Here is a 22,414-nt window from a genome sequence, read left to right on the forward strand (position 1 = left end):
ATTCATAAAATTACATTAATCTATGTACGAAATTAAGAGAATACATTCAATTTACATGATAAGACCAAAGAATATATAATCAAAGTAAATATGCATATGAAATGCTGGGACAGCCATAACTATCAGACTGTCCACTATACATTTGAGTCAATCTTATTGCATATGGACAGAAAATATTAAATGCCTGAATGACATCAGGACTCATAACATATTGTGGGCTGAGCCTGCATTAGGAAGGATGCGGGATGCTGACTTGAAAATTAATGCATACAGGTTAAAGAAGTCACACCTCAAGACATTTGTCATCTCGATAATATCAGTTTCAGCAATATTCGCATCAGTTGGCACGCTCATGATAAGTGGTATCAAAGATTGGAGCTACGCCAGCATGAGGAAGGAGTACTTGAGCTATGCAAGGGGACATTCCCACAGCATCGGTAAGGCTCTTGAAGCACAGAGGATAGTCGACGGACTTCTTGGTGAGAGGATAATGTCGGCAGCCAAAACCATATCTGAGATAGGAAATCCGGATACGGATGACCTCAGGGCTTTAGCGAGGACCATAAATGTCGATTCCATACTGATATACGATGAATCAGGTACTGTGATAAATTCTGCAGACGTTGGCTACATTGGATTTTCCCCTAAACAGGGACATCCGGCCAGGGACTTCTATGACAGCACTCTGATCTCCTATGTGGGGGAAATCAGGGAGGATGCTGTAAGGGGTGGCCATGTCAAATACGGTTATCTTAAACAATCAGATGGAGGATTCATTCAGGTTGGTATAAGTGAAGCTAAAATCGGTACTATGACTGCTGGATTTGAGCTGGATGAGCTTCTTAAGGAAATCAAGGGAACGGGATCGATAAGATATGTCTCCTATGCCAACAGGGATTTCAGGATAGTAGGAAGCACAGATGATTCCTTGAAGGGAAAGTATCTGGAGGAGGATGAAAGGCTAGCTGTAACTAACGGTCAGTTTCTGGAATCTGAATCCGGTTCCGAATGGGACAGGTTATATAGGGTCATAGTACCTGTATACAGCGGAGGTTCAGGTAAAGGCTCGCTTATTGCCGGAATTGAGATGAAGGAAACAGATTCCCTGATTGTTTTGCTTTCGAACCTGGGAATATTACTTATCAGTATCATCTATATCATTCTCCTTCTGATGATCCTTTCTTCATACAGGAAGGACAAGAGTCTCTGGAAGCTGGCATACACCGATGACCTGACCGGACTGCCAAACAGCCTTTATCTCAAGGAGATACTTGAAGACAAGCTTTCAAGGGAAAGGAACCTGAGTCTTGCCTTGCTGATGGTGAATCTAAGTGATTTCAGGAATGTCAGCATGACACTCGGGTATGAGACCGGCGACAGGATGATGAAGGAGATCGCAGAAAGGCTTGAAGCTTTAGCTAAGAATGGCATAACACTTTACAGGTTTGCGGCAGACAGGTTCGTCCTGCTCTATGAGGATTGCAGGAGCAGGAATGAGTCGAGGGCGATCGCCATGAAGATAGATGACATCTTCGTAAAGCCTTTCAGACTGCAGGAATCATTCAAGTATTTATCAGTACAGGTAGGTATCTCGGATACGGAAGGTTCCAGGAAGTCAGCTGACCAGCTGTTGAAGGAAGCCTCAGTCTCCCTGGGTTCGATAAAAGATCCTGAAGACAGCAGCCTTGCTTATTTCGACAGCTACATGGAAAATGAACTGCAAAGGGAAGAAGCCATCGAGGAAGAGCTTTCGAAGTTTCTGCAAGGAGAAGGGGACGGAAGGCTGTATCTGATGTTCCAGCCAATGGTAACGCTTAAGGGTGACAGGATTACTGGCTTCGAGGCACTTGCAAGGTTTGAATCAAAGGCTCTTGGACTGGTCATGCCCATGGAATTCATACGTATAGCAGAGAGGAAGCAGCTTATCTGCCAGCTTGGCGAAGTGATTTTCAGGGAGGCATGCGAATTCCTCAGGATACTGGAGTCCTCTGGTAACCATGGCATAAAGGTAGCTGTCAACATATCAGGCGTACAGCTTATGAGAGAATGCTTTTCTGAAGGTGTCAGGGATATCATCGGAAAGTGCGGTGCCGACCCTTCGATGATCGAGCTTGAGATAACAGAATCAATACTTGTGAGTGACTTTGAAGTGATCAATGAAAGGCTAGGTCAGCTCAGAAACCAGGGCATAAGGATACACCTTGACGATTTCGGGACAGGCTATTCTTCGTTGCACAGGCTCAGGGAGCTTCAGGTTGATACCCTGAAGATTGACCGAAGCTTCATCAGCTCAATTAAGGGAACAGACGACAACGACAGCATTACGGGTGATGTTATAAGGATGGCGCACAGGGTAGGGCTTGTAGCTGTAGCTGAGGGTGTTGAGACAGACTTGCAGAAGGACTACCTGATTGCAAATGGATGCGACTACTATCAGGGGTACCTTGCAAGTCCGCCTCTTGAGAAGGCTAAGGCAATTGAGCTTCTTGCAAGAATAAATCCCAAAACTGATGAAACAGATGAAAATCAATCAGCTTAAAAACATAGGGTGAAGGAGATAGGATTATGGACATTGATACGCTGCTTAGAAAGGCCGTGCAGATGGGAGCCTCTGATATACACCTGGCACCTGGTGCAAAGCCAATGGCCAGGATCAACGGGTCCCTAAGGGACCTCGATGAAGCGCATTTGCTCAAGGAAGACATTGAGAAGACCATGGAAAGGGTTGTGCCAAGGGAAGACAGAGGGATTCTCGCGGATAAGGGTGAATTTGACTGCTCATATCCCAGCATGTATGGACGCTGCAGGGTGAATTTCTTCAAGGAAAGAAGAGGTCTCTCGGCAGCATTCAGGATAGTCGGATCAGACATTCCGAGCCTTGAAAAACTTGGCCTTCCACCTGTCGCCGACATCTTCTGCGGATTGAAGAAGGGGCTTGTGCTTGTAACGGGGCCAACCGGAAGCGGAAAGTCCACCACCCTTGCCTCCATGATTGACAGGATAAACACAACAAGGGAAGGACATATCATCACACTTGAGGATCCTGTGGAGTACATCCACAAGCACAAGAAGTGCGTGATAAGCCAGAGGGAGATAACCAAGGATTCCATAGGATTCCCATCTGCCCTCAGGTCAGCGCTTAGGCAGGACCCTGATGTCATACTTGTAGGCGAGATGAGGGACCTGGAAACAATTAGCACTGCCATTACGGCGGCAGAAACAGGGCATCTTGTGCTCTCAACCCTGCATACTTCGGGTGCGGCGAAGACTGTCGACAGGATAATCGATGTGTTTCCTCCCCATCAGCAGTCTCAGGTAAGGCTTCAGCTTTCGATGGTGCTTGAAGGTATAATATCTCAGCAGCTCCTTCCAAAAGCGGACGAATCGGGTCGTGAAGCGGCCTTCGAGGTAATGACCGGAACTCCTGCAATTAGGAACCTGATCAGGGAGGGCAAGACCCATATGCTTCAGAATCAGATACAGACAGGCTCAGGTGCAGGAATGAGAACAATGGACGCAGCAATACTGAAGCTTTTCGAAAACAAGAAGATAACCAGGGAAAATGCTCTTGCTTTCGCGCATGACAGGGAAGCGGTCCTTAAGGAAATGACAATGAACATACGGCTTGTAACAGGCTGATAAAAGATCGGAGAACATGATGACATCACTATTCCTGATATATGGACTGATAATAGGCTCATTCCTTAACGTGCTTGTTTTCAGGCTTCCACTCGGAGAGAACATAGCCTTCCCGTCAAGCAGGTGCAACGAATGCGGCAAGAAACTGAAACCAATTCACCTGATACCTGTTGCAAGCTACTTGTATCTAAAGGGTAAATGCGGATACTGCGGAAAGTCTATCTCTCCGCAGTATCCTATTGTAGAGCTCACAAACGGAATCCTCTATGCAATAATATACCTCAGGTTCGGCTGGAGCGTTGAGTCGGTCATATACGCTATAGCAGCATCCCTGTTCATAGTCATTGGTATACTTGACTTCAGGTACCAGGACATCTTCAATGTGACTATCTGGTTCGGTTTATTCCTATCAGCATTCTTTCTCGCATACCAGCAGCTTATTTATGGCAGGGCGGCTGAAAACATCCTTTCCGGAGCCGTTGGTTTCGGGCTTATCGTCTTCGTCATCATACTTACAAAGGGTGGCATGGGCTGGGGTGATGCCTGGCTTCTGCTCATCATAGGGATGCTGCTCGGACCCAAGCTCACGGCCTTTGCTTTCTTTATAGCCAGCATTGTCGGAGGGTTGGTCGGGACCTACCTCCTGCTGACAAGAAAAATGGGCAGAAGGGATGCGGTTCCATTCGGTCCGTTCCTCATAATTGGCTTCTACTGCGCTTTGCTGGTAGGTCAGGAAGTAGTGGGAGCCTATCTTTCAGCGTTCTAGAAGAACGACTTTTCGACAAAGTACTCACCGAAATGACAGATTCTTTCAAACCTAATGTTTATTTCAATAATCAGGATAACTCCTTAAATTTTAAGACGGATTCGGTCAAGATTGCAGAATCGTCATTGAGATTATACTGAATATATAAATGAATAATTTAACGATAGTTAAAATATGGATTTTAATTATTTGTTGTAAATGTCAGAAAGTCATGCTATATTTTTATCATTGATTTTCTGATTCAGTTTATATTGATTATCTACCAATAGTAATTATCTGGCTATAACATTCATCCAAGTGAAGCTTTAAAGATAATATTTCAGTGGATATGAGATTGGATTGGGCAGACGAAATTATAGTTTCATAGAAAAGTTCTTTCAAACCGACACAAGCATCTAACAGAATCGAAAGGGGTTTATTCATGAAGAAGACAATGAAAAAACAGAAGGGTTTCACACTTGTTGAACTGCTTATCGTAACCGCCATCATCGCCGTACTCGCTACGATAGTTACACCAGCAGCTCTCGGGGCTATAGAGAAGAGCAAGGCTACAGCAGCCCTTGCGGACATCAGGGCATATCAGACAGCAACACTTACCTACTATGTAAGTGAAGGTGAATATCCGGATCAGACTAACCTCGAGAAGGAAATGAGCAAGTTTGGAGTGAAGGGTGAGAATCCATGGGGCGGAACCTATGTGTTTGTTAAAGGTACTGATGCAAACACATTGACTGTAAGTGGAGTCTCTGCAAAGGGTGCTACAAAGCTCAGCGAAATGATGGGTCTTACTTTGGCTGACGGCAAATATTCAAAGACCTTCGATGATTTTGTAGTTGAGGTTGTACCAGCATCATAAGCTGAAATCATAACCACGTGGTTTGAAGACCACTTCGTAAGTGAGACCACTTTCGAAGTGGTCTTTCTTGGATAAGGAGAGATCTGGTTGAAGAAGGTAAAGGGATACAGCCTGATAGAGACGCTGGTGGCGCTTGCTATTGCAAGCCTCCTTGTAATGGGCTTTTACTCATTTTCAAACTCATTGTTGAAGGCAAGGGAAAGCAATCGGATAGCTCAGGAAGCCCTTACCTTAGCTGAGAACAGGATAGAGTCACTCCTTGCCATGCCTGACAGCCTTTCTGCGATACCGTCAGGGACCTATTTAACTGAACAGGTAACCAACGGGTACACTGTATCCTACAGGGTTTTGAGCGGAACCGATGATGCAATAGTTTCAGATAAGGCCGAAGAACTTGCCAGGCTTTATACCATAGAGGTCAAGGTAACTTATGGGACCTATGAAAAGATTATTTCTACAAAGTACTATGATTACCGGGAATAGGGAGGATGGACTTATGAAGTGGGGGCCGAATAAACAGAAAGGATATGCCCTTCTTGTTGTCATCCTTGCCATGTTCATGGTTACAACCCTTGGAGCTGCAATGTTCACCATGGTGTATTCCGACCTGAGGAACAGGGAAAGCCAGGAAAAAAGGATAATGCTCTCATATGCCGCTCAGGCAGGGGTTGAGGAAAGCATGTTTCAGATACATGAGGCTATATCTGATGGGATGCCTGTCCCTTCTGTGGTTGAACTTCCACCAGCTGAAACTGAGCAGTTCTTTCACAGCGCTGCTGTCAGGGCAAACATAACAAGGACAGGTGAAACCTATGTGATAGACTGCCTGGCAGATGATGTGAGCGGAAAGAGCTTCAGGATAATTGCCAAGGCGAGATTCAAGGTGAACAGCTCTTCTGACGTTGAAGAATTCCAGATCCTTGCGTACGAAAGGAGCTTCAGTGGTGACTAGGAAGAAAGGCTTTACTCTAGTAGAAGTTCTTGTTGCCATGTCTGTCGGTACTTTCGTCCTTGGGATAGCATATACCCTCATGCTCATGTCTGGAGTCCAGGCAAAGGAGACTGAGGTTGATGTTTCTGTCAGGCAGGACATAAGGTTCATGCAGGAAATGCTCATGTATGACCTTCAGTACCTTGAGGTGAATGGTTTAATAGAAGACAGCGGCAAAGCAATAATCCAGATAGCTGATGGCAGTACCATAACATATTCCCATGATCCGGTTGCAGGTGTGATAACAAGGACCGGAGCTGACGGTATGGTGAGGACATTCCTTGATGGACGGGCAGGGGCAATCTCAATCAATATGACCGCCGCTCCGGGAGAAGCCCAAACCTTCAATGTGGAATACATTGCAGGCGGCAAAGCTTATGAACTGGAAATAACAAACAGGATAAGGTCTGGTGTAAGGAGCTTCGGATACAGGATTCCTCCGCCGGTTATTGACAATCCGAACTATCTCCTTTACATTGATTTCGAGAACGGCAAATTTGCCTGGCTTAAGGATCAGAATGGAGCAGTAATTGCCGTACCTGAAGTGAAGGAACAATTGCCTGACAGGATAGAGATTGTCCAGGTTTCCGGCAATGCAATGGTCCAGGTTAATCTTTACAGGGGGAGTCTTATGATTTCCGCCTTTGGATATAGCGGCAGCCTGGTTCAGTTCAATGGAAAAGGATCTGCAGACACGGTACCGATGATCTATGCAGAGGGGATGACAAAAGACACTGTATTTGACATCAGGATCCATAACAGGAGGAACCTCAGCGGAGCCAATGCCTCAGTATCCTTCGGCTACAGGTACTCAGGCGATACGGCTCAGAATGTAAATGAACTTAAATTCACCGATTCATACTTTGACATATATTGAAGGAAGGTAAGGATATGGCTTCTAAAATGAGACTTGGTGAGATACTGGTTTCAGAAGGGCTGGTCTCAGAGAATGACATCGAGTCGGCTCTCAGACTGCAAAAGAATAGCGGTAAGCGGCTCGGGGATATACTTGTCGGGCAGGGACTCGTAACATACGATGAGATGCTTCATGCGGTAAAGAACCAGCTGAATGTCCCGCTCGTAGACCTTGATGAGGTGCATATACGGCAGGAGACTCTAAGCCTTATGCCTGAAAGGCTTGCAAGGAAGTACGAGGCTCTGCCGATTCGAGTGGACAACGGGCAGCTGACGGTTGCCATGAGCGATCCTTCGAACTATTTCGCAATCGAGGATATCAGGATGGCCACAGGGTATGTTGTGAGACCTGCAATATCTTCAAGGGAAAAGGTCCTCAGGAGCATAGAGAAGCATTATGGGACGGAAAAGGCAAAGAATGCGGCTGAGAGCTTCAGGAGAGCTGCAACTACAAGAAGTACCATGGTGAGGACCGCAGAAGGCAACAGCACTGATGCACCTGTTGTCAGGTTCATTGATACCGTGCTTGAGAATGCGGTCATGAACAAGGCATCCGATATACATATCGAGCCGGGTGAAAAGGAACTGAGGGTAAGGTACAGGATAGACGGCTTCCTTGAGGAGATGCTTAGGACTGATATGGGCATACATGAACCTGTCGTAAGCAGGATCAAGATAATGTCAAACCTCAACATATCCGAGAAACGTGTTCCTCAGGATGGAAGGTTCCTATACAGGAACGGTTCGTCTTCGATTGACATGAGGGTGTCCATAGTACCAGGAATTTACGGGGAAAAGATGGTCATAAGGCTCCTGGGACGTGATGACTCGCTGCTTGACCTAAACTCGCTTGGATTCACAGAACTAGAAAGGGAATCCATAGGCAGGATGATAAGGAGACCATACGGCATGGTCCTATTGTGCGGACCAACCGGAAGCGGAAAGACAACCACATTATACTCCTTCATGAAGGAGGTCAATGACTCCAGGAAGAACATCGTGACAATTGAAGACCCTGTTGAGTATAACCTTGAGGGGATAAACCAGATGCAGGTTAACAACAGGGTTGGATTCACATTCGCAACAGGGCTCAGGAGCATATTAAGGCAGGATCCTGACATCGTGCTTGTAGGAGAGGTAAGGGACGATGAAACAGCTGAGATCTCTGTCAGGGCGGCACTTACCGGGCATCTTGTCTTCTCTACCATCCATACCAACAATGCCGCAGCAACAATAACGAGGCTGAGGGATATGGGTATTGAGGAATTCCTATTGAGCTCCACCATTGCAGGGGTGATCTCCCAAAGACTTGTCAGGAGGGTATGTCAGGTCTGCTCGAAGAAGACACCCGCAACAGAAGTGGAAAAGAAACTGCTTTCTGTGACAGGGGATATTCTGCTGTCAAGGGCTGAAGGCTGCCCGGTATGCGGAATGAAGGGCTATAAGGGCCGTGAAGCTGTGTTCGAGGTAATGGAGGTTGGTGAGGAAATAAGGAACCTCATAGCGTCAGGCGCTTCAGACATGGAAATCGAAAAGCATTCAAGAGCAGCAGGCATGAGGACTCTCCGTGAGTCATGCCTGGCAAAAGTCTTCGAAGGTACCACCACCATGGAAGAGCTTATCCGTACTACATATTAGGGTGTGAGAAAATGCCGATCTACAGATACAGAGGCTGGAATGAAAAAAGGAATATAGTTAAAGGTATTTTGAATGCACAGGATCCGTCTGCAGCGTACGAGATGCTTAGGGCTGAATCCATTACTCCTGTCAGCATTGATGAAAAGAATGACTTGAGGCTGCTGACAAGGAGAAAGCTTATACGTGAGCAGGATGCAGCGGATTTCTGCGGACATATGGCTATGATGCTTCAGTCAGGTGTCAATGTCGTTCTGAGTCTGGAGATCCTTGAGGAGCAGGCAAAGGATCCTAAAAAGAAGAAGGTGTTTTCAGCTCTTCTTGAACAGGTGAAGCGCGGTGAAGCGATATCGGCCTCGATGGGGGAAACAGGTGAGTTTCCGGGCCTCCTGGTTGATATGGTGCGTATCGGAGAATCGACAGGCGACCTGGACGGCATATTCTCCAGCATGGAGGAATACTACCAGAAGGATGTGGCTGTAAGGAGCAAGGTAAGGGCAGCATCGGTTTATCCCAAGATACTCATCTTCGCGACTTTCGCGACGCTGCTATTCTTCATGTATTTCATTGTACCGACATTCAAGGACATGTTCGAATCAATGGAGAACCTGCCGCTTCCGACAAGGATACTGCTTGGTATGGCAGGTTTCTTTGAGTATTACTGGCATTTGGTGCTAGTTGGCATACTCTGTCTTGTCCTCACATTGTACGTGACAAGAGGAAGCCTGAAGGTTCAGGACCTTCGGGACAATCTGTCCCTCAGGATGCCGCTCATAGGAGAATTCAGGAGACAAGTCATAATAACAAGAGTCACCAGGAGCCTTGGAGTATTCCTCAAGTCTGGGATTCCTCTCTTTACAGCACTTAACGCCACAAAGGACATCATAAGGAACAGATATGTGGAGAAGGGCTTCCAGAAGGCCATAGGAAGGATAATGTCAGGGACTTCTATGTCTGAAGCCTTCGAGACTGAAGGACTGTTCGAGCCCATGGTATACAGCCTGATGAGGGTAGGACAGGAAACAGGAAAGCTCGACGAGATGCTTTACAAGGTGGCTGCTGCATATGACAGGAAGGTGGAGCAGTCTCTGGCAAGGCTGACTTCAAGGATAGAGCCTCTGCTTATCCTCATAATCGGAGGAATAGTAGGCTTCATAATTATCGCAATCGCCGTACCTATACTTACCATTTCCCAGAATATCGGGTAAAGGGGTAAAAATGAAAGAAGTATTGATCAGGTTTTCAAATGAATACAGGGAGATCCTGCTGATAAGAAAAGGCAGGAACTCACATATATTGGATTCGCAGTTGATCTCATCGCCGGAGGATGCAAGAGGATTTCTGCAAAGGAATGGCTGCAGCATCAGGAAGGCCACCGTGATCCTTGATGATGAGAATACAGTCGTCAAAGGTGTAACTACGCCCGTAATGAAGCCAAAGGATATAGAAGGCTTTGTCAGGACCAATTCACAGGAGTACTTCGCCCTTGACCAGAGTGAGCATTCTGTTGACTACAGGGTCATAGCAAGGGACAGGAAGAGCAATGAGATGACAATGATCCTTGCAGCTGCCAGAAAAACAAAGCTTCGTGAGATATGGAGCTTCCTTGAAGGCTGTTCACTGACGGCAGCCCACATTTTCATAATGCAGGAGCTTCAGATGAACCTGGCCCTTTCTGCAAACGGCAGAAGCTCTGCAACAGTATCCATTTCAGGATCCAGAGCTTCAATTTCCATAGTCAGGGGTAAGGGCCTGTTCCTGCAAGCTTCATTTGAATCGGAAGGCAATGACAGTGAAGGCCTGAGCACTATTACCGACAACATATCCTACTACCTGAACTTCTACTCGAAGCAGAATTTCGGTGAAACCGTCGAGATGATACGCATCATCGGAGATAAGGATTCCTCTCAAGGGCTGAAGAAGGCACTTGAACTGTCATTTGATGGGAAGATAAGCATTTCTGAGATTTCAGGAAGGCTTGCTAAGGATCACGAATACCTTGGCGGGATGCAGAGGGAGAGTGAAGTCATACTAGGCAAGCAGCTTGACTACGCTTATCCTGGAAGCAGATGCCAGAGCACTCCCTTCTGCAGGACAATGCTGCACAGGATAGCTGCAATGACAATACTTACGGTCCTTTTCCAGGCAGGCTTCCTGGGGCTTGAGAAGCTTGTACTGTCAAATCTTGAAGCAGATACAGCGCATGTGTCAGTTGAAGAGGTATCAGCTGCTGAAGCAGCCCTAGCAGAGCTGAAGGAAAAGGCTTCAGAGCTTGAAGGCGACATCAGTGCAATTGAAGGCATGGAAAATGAAGACAGGAACCTTGTAGGGAAGCTTTATCTCATACAAAGAAGCATCCCCTCGAACATTGGTATAGATTCAATTGCAATAAGCAATTCAGGAATGGATATCATGTTCAGGATGAAGGACAGTACAGGAAGCACACTGGATGCTGCAAGGCTTGTGCTGGCCATAAATGAGACCCTGGCCTTCGAACCTGTACAGCTTTCTTTCCTTGAGATGGATGACTCAATAGAAACTTTCCATCTGAAGCTCAAATACAGAGGTGATGAGAATGGACAATAGAAAGGTACGATTGCAGAGGGCAGCTATTTTCGCGTTTTTCATAGCCATCAACATCTTCCTTGTCGGTTTCTTCGGAGTACCAAGGATCCAGGCACTTAGTATGAAGGCGAAGGCGAGTGAAGCGAACAAGATGCTTGCATTGCAGCTTGAGGCTGACACCCTGGCAGCAAAGGTGCTTGAAAGGAAAATCGAAGGTTATGAAAAGACGGTCTCAGGATTGAATGAAGTCGTTCCTGAGAACCTCGACACAGCTCAGCTGGTATATGACTTCTACATGTTTTCTGGAGTAAAGGGCATAGAACCTGTCCGTATAGCCTTTGATAAGGTACATGAATACATCAAGGACAGTGAATCAGGTGCACCAGACAGCTCTCCTTCAAGAGTGCGCATAACCTTCATAGCTGAAGGGATTGCAGGTAATGTCATCTCATTTGTTGAAGACGCAAAAAACATGACAGAACAGAACCTTATCGTTGATTCAATACGGCTTGTTGATGCAGCTGAAGGCAGGGTAGAGGCAGAGATAGGATTCATAACCTATGTAAGGAATCCGCTTCCGCCTGAAACAAAGTATGCTAACTACGAATTCCATATTGACAATGTAGGCCATGGAGACCTGGAATCCATGTTCGGGGACTGATATCAGGGGAGCTATGCTGAAAATGGAGGCACGGCTCCTTTTTGCAGACTTTGGAATTGTAACCGAAAAGTATATTTCAAGGCATGCACCAGGTGGTAGAATTAAAAAGGCAGATAAAGCAGCAATTTCAACAATTGGAGATAAAGATATGGGTGGAAATAGTAATAAAGGCGGACACTTTGGCAGAAAGGTCTTGATCGTAATTCTTGCGTTAACGCTCCTTGCAGCTGGTACGGCAGGGTACCTTTACCTGAGGACACTGAACCTTTCTAAGGATCCGGTAAAGATAGTTGACAACGGGCCTGCGCCTACTGTGTCACCGGAGACTCCTGCGCTTGATGAGATAGATGGTACGCCTCATGACATTGACCTTGATTATGAGGTGGATATCATAGGGTCTGAGGATGTGCCAATATATAAAAAGGAGAGGATAGACCCTGATGTCCTGAACATCATGCTTGTCGGAACTGACCTGAGGGAAGGCGAAGAAGGTAATGGAAGGTCTGACAGCTGCCTTCTCGTATCGTATAACACGAAGACAGGAAAGATAAGTCTCGTCTCATTCATGAGGGATGTATGGATAAGCATTCCAGGAGTTGGCTTCAACAGGATAAATGCAGCCTACTCATACGGAGGAATAGGTCTCCTCATCAATACTGTGAACGGGAACTTCGGGCTGGATATACAGAACTATGTCCTGGTGAATTTCGAAGGCTTTGAGAGCATAGTTGATGAGCTTGGCGGGGTTGAAGTCAATCTGACTAAAAAAGAGGCGCAGTTCATCAATGCAGGCAGTTCAGTGAAGGTTGAAGTCAGAGACGGCAAGCAGAGGCTAAACGGTGAGCAGGCACTCCTTCACAGCAGGAACAGGAAGACTGGAGACGGTGATTTCGGCAGGACAAGGAGACAGAGGGAAGTGCTGATGGCGATATATTCAAAGGTAAGGACCGACCTGAGCCCCTTGAAGCTGCCAGCACTCCTGAATAACGTATTCAAGCATGCCAAAACCAACATTACTCCGGATGCGATGCTGTCATTGGGACTTGACATCCTGAAGTCAAAGGACCTGGTTGCTGTAAACAGCAGGATACCCTTCGACAACACATGGAAATATGCAGACAAGGACGGCAGGAGCGTCATATCCATTAATCTCCAGAGGAACAGGGAAATGCTTCATGACCTGATCTTTGAAGACTGACTGTGAACAAAGTGTTATATATGTTAATTATCCCTGAACTGCTCCGATGAGAGGAACTTCAGACACTGAGGGTAGTATAATCAGGTTAGGGGAAAGGGAGGGATGATAATGGACAGGCAGGTTGAAAACAGTGAAGTAATACGGGAGAACCTTGAATATCTTGTGAAGAACCATGGTGAGATCTACGAAGCATACTGCAGGTATGGTGAACTTGTCCACGAGAAGGGCGGACCACTTGATGAAAAGACGAGATGGCTTATAAAGGTTGCGCTTTCAACCGAAGGCCAGTACGAGTATGCATTAAGGACACATATACTTAAGGCATTGAAGGCAGGCTGCACCAGAGAGGAGATCGAACATGCGATACTCCTTGTGGCACCTACCTCCGGCTTTCCGAAGACAATGGAAGGGCTGCTCATATTAAGGGATATCATAAAGGAACAGGAAAAATAGCCAAAGATCAGAAACATTATATTGTCACTTCGTGAAAAGGGGGATGAAAATGAAAGGAAATCCTGAACTTCTTGCCGCGCTCAATGCACTGCTGTCTGATGAACTTGGTGCTGTCAACCAGTACATGGTCCACTCGGAGATGTGTGCAAACTGGGGCTATGAGAAACTGCACAAGCATTTTGAAAAACGCGCCATCGATGAGATGAAGCATGCTGAAAAGCTGATCGGAAGGATACTTTTCCTTGAAGGGATACCGATAGTCAGCAATCTGGCTCCGATAAAGATCGGAAGCGACGTCAACAAGCAGCTCGCAAGCGATAACGCAGCAGAGATTGGGGCCATAAAGGCTTACAATGATGCAATAATCCTTGCAGGAGAAGTCAGGGACTTCGCGACGAGGGAGCTTCTGGAAAGCATCCTTGGAGACGAGGACAGGCACCTTGATGGAATCGAAGAGCTTCAGGACCAGATAAGCCATATGACACTTCCGATATTCCTTACTACTCAGGTATAGAGTAAAGGATCAGCCAAATTGCGGCTGATCCTTTAATTTTTCATATAGTGCTGGAGTCAAATGCAATATCCCTGCTGTCATGGAGTAGTAACTCGTTTGCTACTAAGCGGCGATCATCGTTGTTCCCATAAGGTTTTCGCCTGTCTGACCAGGATGGGGGTCTCTCATGAACTTTAGCCATACGCTCGGGTAGAAATAGGTAACCTTACCCATCAGATACTTTTCGGCATAATTCTCCAGGAAAAGCCTGTGTATATCTGCGATTTTATAATTGGAGTCTGTGACACCATTAACGAAGCATTTACCCTGGATATATGATGTTGTTTCCACCGATGCTTATCGTTTTGACATCAGCCTTGATGATCTCATGAATATGGGGGGATACTGTCAGCTTATCAAGAAGCTCTGAAGAATCATCACTGTCGGCTGCCAGGTCTCTCATGGCGGCATATGGGTATATGGTCTTAAGGTGATTGTAGAATGTGGTGACGCAGCTTATGGTAGTTCCCCTTGAGCTAGTACCAGTAGCAATGGAGCCGCCAAGCGCCAGATAGCGGAAGGTTTCGACAGGCGGAGGTGCTGAAGGTTTCCTGTTAATTACAGCGAACGTGCTGGTTCACTTGGCAGAGATTGCCATTGGAGGTGTTATGGACAGATTTTCATATCCTTCCCCGGGAAGCTCCTCAACCCTATAGGTTCCTGCCTTCAGATTCGAAAGGACCAGAGGCTTTCTTTCTGGAATAGTTCCTTCCTTGAACTTGACGTTGTCCTTACATGCTACACCGCTGAATGAGGTTGCGTCGCTTATCCACTCGACATCCTTTGTTACATTTATCGATATTCCGACACTCGTCTTTGGTGCAGCCTGGACAGGAACAGAAGCTGCTGAAGCAATGAACAAAAGACCAAAATGAACGCAGACAGTTTCTTCATGTACGTCACATTTCTCATCCTCTTCTTTTTAAAAGCAGCAAAGTTTCAAGCTGCGGTCCTAAAATGCAAAACGCGGATAAAATGCTGCTGCAGTATTACAGATTACAGCTTTAGTCCCTCAGCGAGACATCTCCTAACATGATTTTAGCACTGCATCATATCCCGATCTACCTCATGGGTTCCTATGGGACCCTCATCAGGAATTTAACACTCCGTTCACCTGGAATCTGCAAGAACGGTCCATTTAATGGCTTTTCATGTCACTGTAGGTATATTAATAAGAAATAGGAAATGATATGATGGATATAGACAATGAAGTTACGGAGCCATGATATGCGGAGCGCATTAGGGCATTCCTCAGATTTTGGCTGACCGAAAGGTCGGCTTTTTGTTTGGGGAATTTGAAATATGAGTGAATGGGCCCATTCGCGAAAAGAGGGATTCAAAATGGAAATCAATATCAATAAGGGAACAATGATAGCGGCAGCGGCAGCAGCCATAATCATGCTTACTGCATGTACAGGCAAAGAACCCCTGGTACCAACTGCTGCTTCAGAGCCATCAGCAACCACGTCACCAACCTCTACGGCTGCGCCAACGGTAAAGAAGCCAGACTTCACAATGGATACATACCCCAGGGTCGATGGCTCTACAGCTACGATCCCACTGTCTCAGGGGTTTGCATCAGAGCTGCTTGGTTTGTCAGAAGCTGAGTCTAAGGCCTTCATCAAACACAATACAACCCATAATGCCTATGTTAATCTCATGGATGGGAAGGCTGATATCATATTTGTAACGGAACCATCGGTGGAAGAGCTAACGATGGCAAAAGACAAGGGCATTGAACTTGAGGTCGTTCCTGTAGTCAAGGAAGCGTTCGTCTTCCTCATCAATGTGGATAACCCGGTCGATGTGCTTACACAAAAGCAGATACAGGACATTTACCAGGGAAAGATAGTGAACTGGAAGGATATAGGTGGTCCTGACAAGGAGATCATAGCCTACCAGAGACCTGACAATTCAGGGAGCCAGACCCTTATGCTGAGCCAGGTGATGAAGGGGCTGGAAATCGCAAAGGCTCCGGTTGAACTGAAACCTGCAGATATGTCAGGCCTTATTGAGGTCATTGCGGCATATGACAATTCGGACAAGGCAATAGGATATTCCGTATATTACTACGCCAATTCAATGTACAGCAAGGACACAATAAAGTTCGTGAAGGTGGATGGGGTTGAGCCTGACAACAAGAACATCAGCAGCGACGCATATCCATATACCAGTGCTTACTATGCCGTGCTGAAGAAGACCGAGGCAAAGGACTCAGGTGCAAGGGATCTTCTTGAATGGATACTTTCAGGTGATGGACAGAAGGTATCCGAGGACAGCGGCTATGTACCGCTGAGATAGGAGCAGACATCGAACGAAAGGGGTGTAATGGAGTTCTCCTCTCATGACTGAAGTCACGAGTCTCCGAACTCCAATGTTTATGAAAAGGATAGCTACCGCATCTTTAATATTGTTGCTGCTTGGTCTTGCTGCCTGCAGGAGGGAGCCTTCGGACCCAACTATTCCATCAGCGACAGTCGCGCCCTCAGCAACTCAAGAGACCACAGCACCTGCTGAACCTGAAGTGCCGGAGGCTCCAGATGAGTGGAAGCCCGGAACTGAAACACTTGAGAAGATACCATACGAGAGCAGAAGATTTGTCATGTCCAACGGCATAGAAATCAGAAGGATTGAAGAAACATCAAAGCTAGACGGTACGGACATAATGGTAAATAAGGATTCCTTGAGTGGATTCAAGTCATCTCAGATAGAGAAGAAGATAAATACTGAAATAGGGAATACCCTCATCGAGATCATGGACCAGGTAAAGGCTGAAGCCCTTGGAAGCGGAGGTAACGAAGGGCAGAAGGTAACAGGGATTAATATCAGCACAAATGTCATCTATAGCTGCGCCAATGTGCTTTTCATTGACTACTATGCATATGCTGAATATCCTGAGGCGAACGGAATATCCTACGTGCAGAAATTCAGGTCAGTGGGATTTGACCTGACCACAGGAGAAAAGCTGGAGCTTGCGGACCTTTTCCGAAATGACTTCAACCATGAGAAATACCTCAATGAAAAGATAATCATGTACATCATTGAAAACAACTTTGACGACCCGGATTCCGGCTTTCTCAGCGGTCCGTTCAAAGGCATCAGGGAGGACCAGAGCTTTTCATTCGACCTGTCCGGTGTCAGGATCATCCTCGATGAGAAGAACGATGAATTCATGAGCCTTGATTACCCTCTGTCCATAATCATTCCTCTTAATGAAATCGGGGACGATCTCGCGATATTCGAGAGGTACATGTCTTCTGGGAATCTGTTCCATAAGGAAGGGCTGCGGAAACTGCTTCCTAACGTAGTGGAGTACATACCGGAAAGCGTGTTCCAGGACTTCGGTGCAACCTATGCAATAAGCATAATAAACGGTAAGTTCTACGGAATAAGTGACAAAGGGATACTCGACAGGCTGAATGAACTCGCGACAAGCAGGCTTGATCATGAAGGATTCATAGAGAGGGCAAAGGCACATGAAAAAACTGACCCTGCAGGATACTATGGAAGCATGAACCATGATGTACAGGTCATCATGAACAAGGGCGGATACCTTTGTGTCGTGTTCATGGACCTGTCATATGAACAAGGGAATGAGAAGGTCTCGAGGATATTCGTCAATATCGACCTTACCACAGGTAAGGACATGCTTTTGAAGGATATATTCATTGATGGATTTGACTACACGGGGAAAATCCTTGATACTGCCGGATTGAATAGAGATCAGGCCAGTGTCCAGGATAATGAGTTCTATTTCGATGAGAACGGGATATATGTCAATATTCTGCAAAATGACGTGAACCTTGGTGTCCTTAACTTGTGGATACCTTATGAGGACCTGGGATTCGAGAACATAGCCATATACAATAAATAAAACTAGGAAATGATGGCATCATCAAGCACTGGAGGGAAGCATCTTGAAAAAAGTAAGGCACATATTCCTGAGAGGATTCTTCACACTTATCCCGATAGTTGGAACTGTATACCTGATTTATTTCCTGTTCAGGCAGCTGTATGGATTCATGGGTCTTTTCATCGAATGGATAGTTGGCAGGAGACTTCCTGGAGTCGGATTGGTTGCAAGCGTACTTCTCATATTCGCTTCAGGCTTTCTAATGTCAAACATCATAGGGCAGAAGCTACTTCACTACGGGGAGAAGATACTGCAGAACATCCCTGTGGTTCCTAAGGTATACTTTGGAATCAAGCAGATCATCGATGCTTTTTCTGTGAATGGCAAGCACATGTTCAGCAAGGTTGTCCTTATAGAATACCCTAGGAAAGGGATCTTCGTTATCGGGTTCCTGACTGGTGAATGCAGGGGAGAGATTCAGGAGAAGACATCAGCCAAATTGATAAACGTATTTGTGCCTACGACACCTAATCCGACCTCAGGTATGCTGGTACTTATACCTGAGGAGGAGATAATCTATCTGGACATGTCGGTTGAGGAAGGGCTGAAGCTTATAGTAAGCGCAGGAATGGTAGTTCCGGATGAACTGCCGAAGGCTTAACGAGGAGGTTGTTGAAATGGAAATAATCCTTTTCAGGCACGGAAGTGCAGAGGAAAAGAGCTTTGAAAAATCTGACCGGGACCGGGAATTGACACAGGAAGGAAAAGAGAAGGTCCGGGAAGCGGCAAGGTTTGTCAAACACAAGATAGCTGCTGAGGACAAAATCATCATCTGGTCCAGTCCCATGGTAAGGGCGGTCCAGACTGCAGAAATACTTTCAGAGGTTCTGGAAACCGACAAAGCAACCCTTCATGAGTGCATAGCCTCAGGAGACTTCAAGGAATTCAGCAAAGAGCTGAAGGAGGAGACCTCTGGAGTGCTGATCGCTGCGGGACACGCACCTTCACTTGACGAATGGTGCGAGTGCATGACAGGGACACTTGTTAAGCTTGACAAGAGCGGAGCTGCCCTAATACACGTTGAATCGCTGAAGTCCCTTAAGGGAAAGCTTGTCTGGGTGCTCGGAAAGAACGGATTGAAGGAACTTTGAATGTGAATCATAAGAAATACAGTACAGGAGTTGTCATATGAGGAAGGTTGTCGCAGCAATATTATCCATTATCCTATCTTCAGCAATGATAGGGATCCCTGTTTCCGCACTTTCGGTAGTGCCTGACGGAGTGAAGGTCATGGAAGATGCACCGGTGATTCCTCCGGATGATAAGGTAAAGGCAATTTCAGTTGGAGGCTCCCACACACTGATACTGACAGAGAAGGGGGCAATATTCGCCTGGGGGAGCAACGCCCGAAGTCAGCTGGATATCCCGCCAATCCCTGAAGGGGAGACAGCAGTCGACATCGCAGCGGGAACTTCCCATTCCATAGCCCTTACAGATAAGGGGACAGTGCTCCTATGGGGTTCAAATGATTTCGGACAGACTGAGACCCCTGGTTTCCCTCAGGGTGAGGTCATTCAGGACGTATCAGCAGGAGATACGTTTTCTCTCGCAAAAACCGCAAGCGGTACGATCATAGCCTGGGGATTCTCTGCCAATGAGAAGAAGGTGGTTACACTCCAGGAGCCAGAGAACGACTCGCTTATATCAGCTGATGCAGAATATGAGTATTTCGTATCCCTTTCAGAGAGTGGAAAGGTCTATTCAAGCTATCTCGTAGGTCTTGCTTTCGGAAAGGAGCAGGGGAGCCTTGTCAGCCCCAAAATCCCTGCGGGAGTTACCATGATCTCCGCTGACCCTTCCAATGCACATATAGCAGGTCTGTCAGATGATGGAAGGGTAGTCTCCTGGAGGGGAGAGGGGTATGAGGATATTGAGATCCATGAGACTTCTGAAGATGTTGTCAAGGTTTCAGCCGGAACAAATTACACAGCTGCACTGACTTCAGAGGGTAAGCTGTTGCTATGGGACTGGAAAGAGGAAAGGCTTCCTGACATTGCACTTCCATTCTCCGAGAAAGCAAAGCTTATGGCGGACGGGTACGGCAGGACCGTGATATTTACTGAACAGGGCAGGTTCATTGAGGTGAATTCTGGTGTTCTTGCTGGTATTCCAGTGAGGAAGGACTACAGAGGGGCAGCGGCAATGCTTGTATCAATGTTGTTTCTGGCTGCGCTGGCTGCTCTGGCCGTGAAATGGTTCAAGTCAGAAAAGTATCGGGATGAGATTTATTTCGGAATCCCCGACACAAGGCTAGGGATGGCCTCATTCAAGATAGCGGCAGCTGTTATCATTTATGGCCTTCTTTTCACCATGCTGAACATCCTGTATGCAGGCTGGGGAGAAAACATGATACTTCATCTTGTGCTTCTCCCATTCATCTGGTCGATGTATATCCTGCCGCTGGTATCGATAGGTCTCGCAGTATTCTCAATATTGAAGGACGACGAGAGGTCAGCCCTTGTGATACTATCTGTACCGGCATGCCTGTATTTTCTTGTGATATACGTAATCTACATGATTTTCTAGTGGTTTCTGAATATGGCCGCATTTACCGGGAACTCATGGCAAATGTGGCTTGACAGAGGCAAGCAATGGAGAGAAGGTCTCAGTCGGTTGCTCTGAGACCTTCTCTCCTTTATATTGTCAGTTCAGCTTGTTTCCTATTGCTGTCCTAAGCTTCTTAATCGCCTTGTCCTTCTGGTACCTGATGTGCCTGTAGTCCTCGTGATAAATGTCGGAGCATCTCTTGAGTCCGCCATAATCATCGCACATGTATATGTTCAGGATCTCCTTCTCCTTGGGAGTCAGGGTATCGAAAGCATCCTTGAGATGCATGCTGTCTTCGAATCTCAGCACCTGACTCTCCGTGTCATCAGATGAGACAAGCTTCTCCGTGAGAGGGATGCCGTCTGTATCCTTGTCTTCTATGCTTGACAGATTAGGTTTCCCGAGATACTTTCTGGCTTCATACTTCAGTGAATTCTGAATGCATTTCTTCAGATATGCAGAAGCGAGGCTTGCCTTTTCATCGGTAATTGACCTTACGCCATTGATGATTCCGATATTCGCCACCTGCTTCAAGTCATTGAAGTCATGGTACTTGATGTGAACTTTTTTACATTCTTTGATAACCAGCGGTTCAAAGCTTAATATTATTTTTTCCATATCCGCTTTGCTGCCTTCACGGGCTTTCTTCAGACATTCCATATCCATCAACATCCCTCCCTGTTTTCTACTAGTAAAATATGCTTGAAGCATACCAATGGCACAGGCACCACTAATCATTTTGCTTTATATTTACAGAAATATAGGAATTTCTAAAAATTCACAAGAGATATGGAAATATTTACTTTTTGCTTTTGGAGAGGTTTCCTGGGAATGTCTTACCTTGCCGCAAAACATTTCAGAATATATAATTCAAGGGAAGGAAGAAAGAGGTGCACCATGGCAAAACGTATATGGACCATAGATGAGATCGACAAATACAGGAAAGAAAAGAATACGTTCCTGTACTTCAACAAGGAGGATGGGAACCTCATAGTACCGAAGGCAATCGGACGAGGAAGGACCTTCAATTGGGCGAACCCACTGTCATGGGTGTTCATGGTGGTACTGTTCCTGTTCCTTACCTGGTTTACGTCAGCGTACTAAAAGGCCTGGCAGCGATTCTTAATTTGAAGGGTTTGAGGTAATGAGATGGATATGTCGAAAAGAAACTGGTCAGAGGGCTTATTGTAGTTTTTGCTTCACTTGCAGCCATGTCAGTGGCTTACATTGCGTATGCCCTGTTCCATACTGTGATAGCTGGGATCTCCATTCCAATTATCGGGCATCCATATCCTACTGTAGCCACGAGACCGGTCTTCGCACTTATAATGACGGTATTGTACCTTATATATTGCAGAAAGGGCCGGAACGATATAGCAAAAGCAGCGCTTATTTCAATACCAGCAGGAGCAATCATGCTGTCCCTCGGGATTGCGCTGTTCAAGCTGCCGCTTGCGGTTATCGCTTCTAAGACGGCAGTCCTTGTTGTCTTTCTTTTTATTCTTGCCAGGTTCAAGAAGGATTGGGCCTACTATCTGGCACTCTCAGTGACGTACATACTTTCGATGCTTTATTGAATGTGAAAGTGTTTCTTTATCAGGTGTTTTTGGCTGTATTGTTTGCATATTCCATGTGTATGTAAAGAGGGTATAATATCATGAAGGTAATTTCATGTTATTTTCACGTAAACATACCCGAAAATCGCAAAAAGCACTTTCATTT

The 22,414-nt window shown here is 46.2% G+C and carries 25 protein-coding genes; 21 read left to right on the forward strand and 4 right to left on the reverse strand.

Annotated elements, in window-relative coordinates:
• The first annotated feature begins 253 nt into the window (after positions 1-253).
• The 14 genes from T472_RS02255 to bfr all read left to right on the forward strand — a co-directional run bounded on the left by T472_RS02255 (position 254) and on the right by bfr (position 14,193).
• Positions 254-2,539, forward strand: coding sequence for a putative bifunctional diguanylate cyclase/phosphodiesterase (locus tag T472_RS02255; RefSeq protein WP_160319109.1), 2,286 nt, complete (start codon positions 254-256; stop codon positions 2,537-2,539).
• Between the two features lie 26 nt (positions 2,540-2,565).
• Positions 2,566-3,639 (forward strand): type IV pilus twitching motility protein PilT, encoded by a 1,074-nt coding sequence (locus tag T472_RS02260; RefSeq protein WP_023385715.1) that lies wholly within the window; start codon positions 2,566-2,568, stop codon positions 3,637-3,639.
• Between the two features lie 19 nt (positions 3,640-3,658).
• Positions 3,659-4,405, forward strand: a complete 747-nt coding sequence (locus T472_RS02265) for a prepilin peptidase (RefSeq protein ID WP_023385717.1) — start codon at positions 3,659-3,661, stop codon at positions 4,403-4,405.
• A gap of 421 nt (positions 4,406-4,826) precedes the next feature.
• Entirely contained in the window at positions 4,827-5,261 is a 435-nt protein-coding gene (locus T472_RS20465) for a type II secretion system protein (RefSeq protein ID WP_023385720.1), read from the forward strand.
• Positions 5,262-5,348: 87 nt separating this feature from the next.
• Positions 5,349-5,744, forward strand: a complete 396-nt coding sequence (locus T472_RS02275) for a type IV pilus modification PilV family protein (RefSeq protein ID WP_023385723.1) — start codon at positions 5,349-5,351, stop codon at positions 5,742-5,744.
• A 13-nt stretch (positions 5,745-5,757) separates the two neighbouring features.
• The gene (locus tag T472_RS02280; protein ID WP_023385726.1) at positions 5,758-6,213 is read left to right on the forward strand and encodes a hypothetical protein; all 456 of its coding nucleotides are present in this window, start codon (positions 5,758-5,760) and stop codon (positions 6,211-6,213) included.
• The gene (locus tag T472_RS02285) at positions 6,206-7,129 is read left to right on the forward strand and encodes a PilW family protein (RefSeq protein WP_023385728.1); all 924 of its coding nucleotides are present in this window, start codon (positions 6,206-6,208) and stop codon (positions 7,127-7,129) included. Before T472_RS02280 ends, T472_RS02285 begins: the two co-directional genes overlap by 8 nt.
• 14 nt (positions 7,130-7,143) lie before the next feature.
• On the forward strand, positions 7,144-8,805 hold the full coding sequence (locus T472_RS02290; RefSeq protein WP_023385730.1) for a GspE/PulE family protein: 1,662 nt from the start codon (positions 7,144-7,146) through the stop codon (positions 8,803-8,805).
• 11 nt (positions 8,806-8,816) lie between these two features.
• Positions 8,817-10,010: a type II secretion system F family protein gene (locus T472_RS02295; protein ID WP_023385733.1), complete on the forward strand. Its 1,194-nt coding sequence runs from the start codon at positions 8,817-8,819 to the stop codon at positions 10,008-10,010.
• Between the two features lie 10 nt (positions 10,011-10,020).
• Entirely contained in the window at positions 10,021-11,388 is a 1,368-nt protein-coding gene (locus T472_RS02300) for a type IV pilus biogenesis protein PilM (RefSeq protein ID WP_023385735.1), read from the forward strand.
• Entirely contained in the window at positions 11,378-12,028 is a 651-nt protein-coding gene (locus T472_RS02305; protein WP_023385737.1) for a hypothetical protein, read from the forward strand. Before T472_RS02300 ends, T472_RS02305 begins: the two co-directional genes overlap by 11 nt.
• Positions 12,029-12,176: 148 nt before the next feature.
• Complete coding sequence (locus tag T472_RS02310) at positions 12,177-13,226, forward strand: LCP family protein (protein WP_160319110.1); 1,050 nt, start codon at positions 12,177-12,179, stop codon at positions 13,224-13,226.
• Between the two features lie 108 nt (positions 13,227-13,334).
• The gene (locus T472_RS02315; protein WP_023385742.1) at positions 13,335-13,679 is read left to right on the forward strand and encodes a carboxymuconolactone decarboxylase family protein; all 345 of its coding nucleotides are present in this window, start codon (positions 13,335-13,337) and stop codon (positions 13,677-13,679) included.
• A 49-nt stretch (positions 13,680-13,728) separates the two neighbouring features.
• Complete coding sequence (gene bfr / locus T472_RS02320; RefSeq protein WP_023385744.1) at positions 13,729-14,193, forward strand: bacterioferritin; 465 nt, start codon at positions 13,729-13,731, stop codon at positions 14,191-14,193.
• A 102-nt stretch (positions 14,194-14,295) separates the two neighbouring features.
• Here the strand turns inward: bfr and T472_RS19490 are convergent, their stop codons facing one another.
• The 3 genes from T472_RS19490 to T472_RS02325 form a co-directional block, all read right to left on the reverse strand.
• On the reverse strand, positions 14,296-14,523 hold the full coding sequence (locus T472_RS19490; RefSeq protein WP_152975103.1) for a hypothetical protein: 228 nt from the start codon (positions 14,521-14,523) through the stop codon (positions 14,296-14,298).
• Positions 14,495-14,635: a hypothetical protein gene (locus T472_RS20055; RefSeq protein WP_023385747.1), complete on the reverse strand. Its 141-nt coding sequence runs from the start codon at positions 14,633-14,635 to the stop codon at positions 14,495-14,497. The genes T472_RS19490 and T472_RS20055 overlap by 29 nt, the downstream gene beginning before the upstream one ends.
• A gap of 174 nt (positions 14,636-14,809) precedes the next feature.
• Positions 14,810-15,094 (reverse strand): hypothetical protein, encoded by a 285-nt coding sequence (locus tag T472_RS02325; protein ID WP_023385749.1) that lies wholly within the window; start codon positions 15,092-15,094, stop codon positions 14,810-14,812.
• A 479-nt stretch (positions 15,095-15,573) separates the two neighbouring features.
• Here T472_RS02325 and T472_RS02330 point away from each other — a divergent pair, with 479 nt between their 5' ends.
• From T472_RS02330 to T472_RS02350, 5 genes are all read left to right on the forward strand, one after another.
• Positions 15,574-16,533 carry a PstS family phosphate ABC transporter substrate-binding protein gene (locus T472_RS02330; RefSeq protein WP_023385752.1) on the forward strand — a complete coding sequence of 320 codons (960 nt, stop codon included), beginning with the start codon at positions 15,574-15,576 and terminating at the stop codon, positions 16,531-16,533.
• Positions 16,534-16,612: 79 nt separating this feature from the next.
• Positions 16,613-18,106, forward strand: coding sequence for a hypothetical protein (locus T472_RS02335; protein ID WP_023386863.1), 1,494 nt, complete (start codon positions 16,613-16,615; stop codon positions 18,104-18,106).
• 43 nt (positions 18,107-18,149) lie between these two features.
• Positions 18,150-18,746 (forward strand): DUF502 domain-containing protein, encoded by a 597-nt coding sequence (locus T472_RS02340; protein WP_023386866.1) that lies wholly within the window; start codon positions 18,150-18,152, stop codon positions 18,744-18,746.
• A gap of 16 nt (positions 18,747-18,762) precedes the next feature.
• Positions 18,763-19,236 carry a SixA phosphatase family protein gene (locus T472_RS02345; protein WP_023386868.1) on the forward strand — a complete coding sequence of 158 codons (474 nt, stop codon included), beginning with the start codon at positions 18,763-18,765 and terminating at the stop codon, positions 19,234-19,236.
• A gap of 37 nt (positions 19,237-19,273) precedes the next feature.
• Entirely contained in the window at positions 19,274-20,671 is a 1,398-nt protein-coding gene (locus T472_RS02350) for an RCC1 domain-containing protein (RefSeq protein ID WP_023386871.1), read from the forward strand.
• A 117-nt stretch (positions 20,672-20,788) separates the two neighbouring features.
• Here the strand turns inward: T472_RS02350 and T472_RS02355 are convergent, their stop codons facing one another.
• Positions 20,789-21,358 carry a sigma-70 family RNA polymerase sigma factor gene (locus T472_RS02355; RefSeq protein WP_023863276.1) on the reverse strand — a complete coding sequence of 190 codons (570 nt, stop codon included), beginning with the start codon at positions 21,356-21,358 and terminating at the stop codon, positions 20,789-20,791.
• A 231-nt stretch (positions 21,359-21,589) separates the two neighbouring features.
• On the opposite strand from T472_RS02355, the gene T472_RS02360 reads away from it, so the two are divergent.
• Both T472_RS02360 and T472_RS02365 read left to right on the forward strand, forming a co-directional pair.
• Positions 21,590-21,796 carry a DUF5808 domain-containing protein gene (locus tag T472_RS02360; protein ID WP_040906430.1) on the forward strand — a complete coding sequence of 69 codons (207 nt, stop codon included), beginning with the start codon at positions 21,590-21,592 and terminating at the stop codon, positions 21,794-21,796.
• Between the two features lie 113 nt (positions 21,797-21,909).
• The gene (locus tag T472_RS02365) at positions 21,910-22,269 is read left to right on the forward strand and encodes a hypothetical protein (RefSeq protein ID WP_152975104.1); all 360 of its coding nucleotides are present in this window, start codon (positions 21,910-21,912) and stop codon (positions 22,267-22,269) included.
• The last annotated feature ends 145 nt before the right edge of the window (positions 22,270-22,414 follow it).

Source organism: Youngiibacter fragilis 232.1, from assembly GCF_000495435.3.
In the GTDB taxonomy this organism is placed as follows: Bacteria; Bacillota; Clostridia; order Clostridiales; family Clostridiaceae; genus Youngiibacter; species Youngiibacter fragilis.

What these genes read in the sequence shown, in the direction of transcription:
- T472_RS02360 (WP_040906430.1), top strand. Translation starts at nt 21,590, where the DNA reads ATGGCAAAACGTATATGGACCATAGATGAGATCGACAAATACAGGAAA.
- T472_RS02300 (WP_023385735.1), top strand. Translation starts at nt 10,021, where the DNA reads ATGAAAGAAGTATTGATCAGGTTTTCAAATGAATACAGGGAGATCCTG.
- T472_RS02355 (WP_023863276.1), bottom strand. Translation starts at nt 21,358, where the DNA reads ATGGATATGGAATGTCTGAAGAAAGCCCGTGAAGGCAGCAAAGCGGAT.
- T472_RS02280 (WP_023385726.1), top strand. Translation starts at nt 5,758, where the DNA reads ATGAAGTGGGGGCCGAATAAACAGAAAGGATATGCCCTTCTTGTTGTC.
- T472_RS02295 (WP_023385733.1), top strand. Translation starts at nt 8,817, where the DNA reads ATGCCGATCTACAGATACAGAGGCTGGAATGAAAAAAGGAATATAGTT.
- T472_RS02290 (WP_023385730.1), top strand. Translation starts at nt 7,144, where the DNA reads ATGGCTTCTAAAATGAGACTTGGTGAGATACTGGTTTCAGAAGGGCTG.
- T472_RS02260 (WP_023385715.1), top strand. Translation starts at nt 2,566, where the DNA reads ATGGACATTGATACGCTGCTTAGAAAGGCCGTGCAGATGGGAGCCTCT.
- T472_RS02265 (WP_023385717.1), top strand. Translation starts at nt 3,659, where the DNA reads ATGACATCACTATTCCTGATATATGGACTGATAATAGGCTCATTCCTT.
- T472_RS02335 (WP_023386863.1), top strand. Translation starts at nt 16,613, where the DNA reads ATGAAAAGGATAGCTACCGCATCTTTAATATTGTTGCTGCTTGGTCTT.
- T472_RS02305 (WP_023385737.1), top strand. Translation starts at nt 11,378, where the DNA reads ATGGACAATAGAAAGGTACGATTGCAGAGGGCAGCTATTTTCGCGTTT.
- T472_RS20055 (WP_023385747.1), bottom strand. Translation starts at nt 14,635, where the DNA reads ATGAGAGACCTGGCAGCCGACAGTGATGATTCTTCAGAGCTTCTTGAT.
- bfr (WP_023385744.1), top strand. Translation starts at nt 13,729, where the DNA reads ATGAAAGGAAATCCTGAACTTCTTGCCGCGCTCAATGCACTGCTGTCT.
- T472_RS02310 (WP_160319110.1), top strand. Translation starts at nt 12,177, where the DNA reads ATGGGTGGAAATAGTAATAAAGGCGGACACTTTGGCAGAAAGGTCTTG.
- T472_RS20465 (WP_023385720.1), top strand. Translation starts at nt 4,827, where the DNA reads ATGAAGAAGACAATGAAAAAACAGAAGGGTTTCACACTTGTTGAACTG.
- T472_RS02330 (WP_023385752.1), top strand. Translation starts at nt 15,574, where the DNA reads ATGGAAATCAATATCAATAAGGGAACAATGATAGCGGCAGCGGCAGCA.
- T472_RS02350 (WP_023386871.1), top strand. Translation starts at nt 19,274, where the DNA reads ATGAGGAAGGTTGTCGCAGCAATATTATCCATTATCCTATCTTCAGCA.
- T472_RS02315 (WP_023385742.1), top strand. Translation starts at nt 13,335, where the DNA reads ATGGACAGGCAGGTTGAAAACAGTGAAGTAATACGGGAGAACCTTGAA.
- T472_RS02345 (WP_023386868.1), top strand. Translation starts at nt 18,763, where the DNA reads ATGGAAATAATCCTTTTCAGGCACGGAAGTGCAGAGGAAAAGAGCTTT.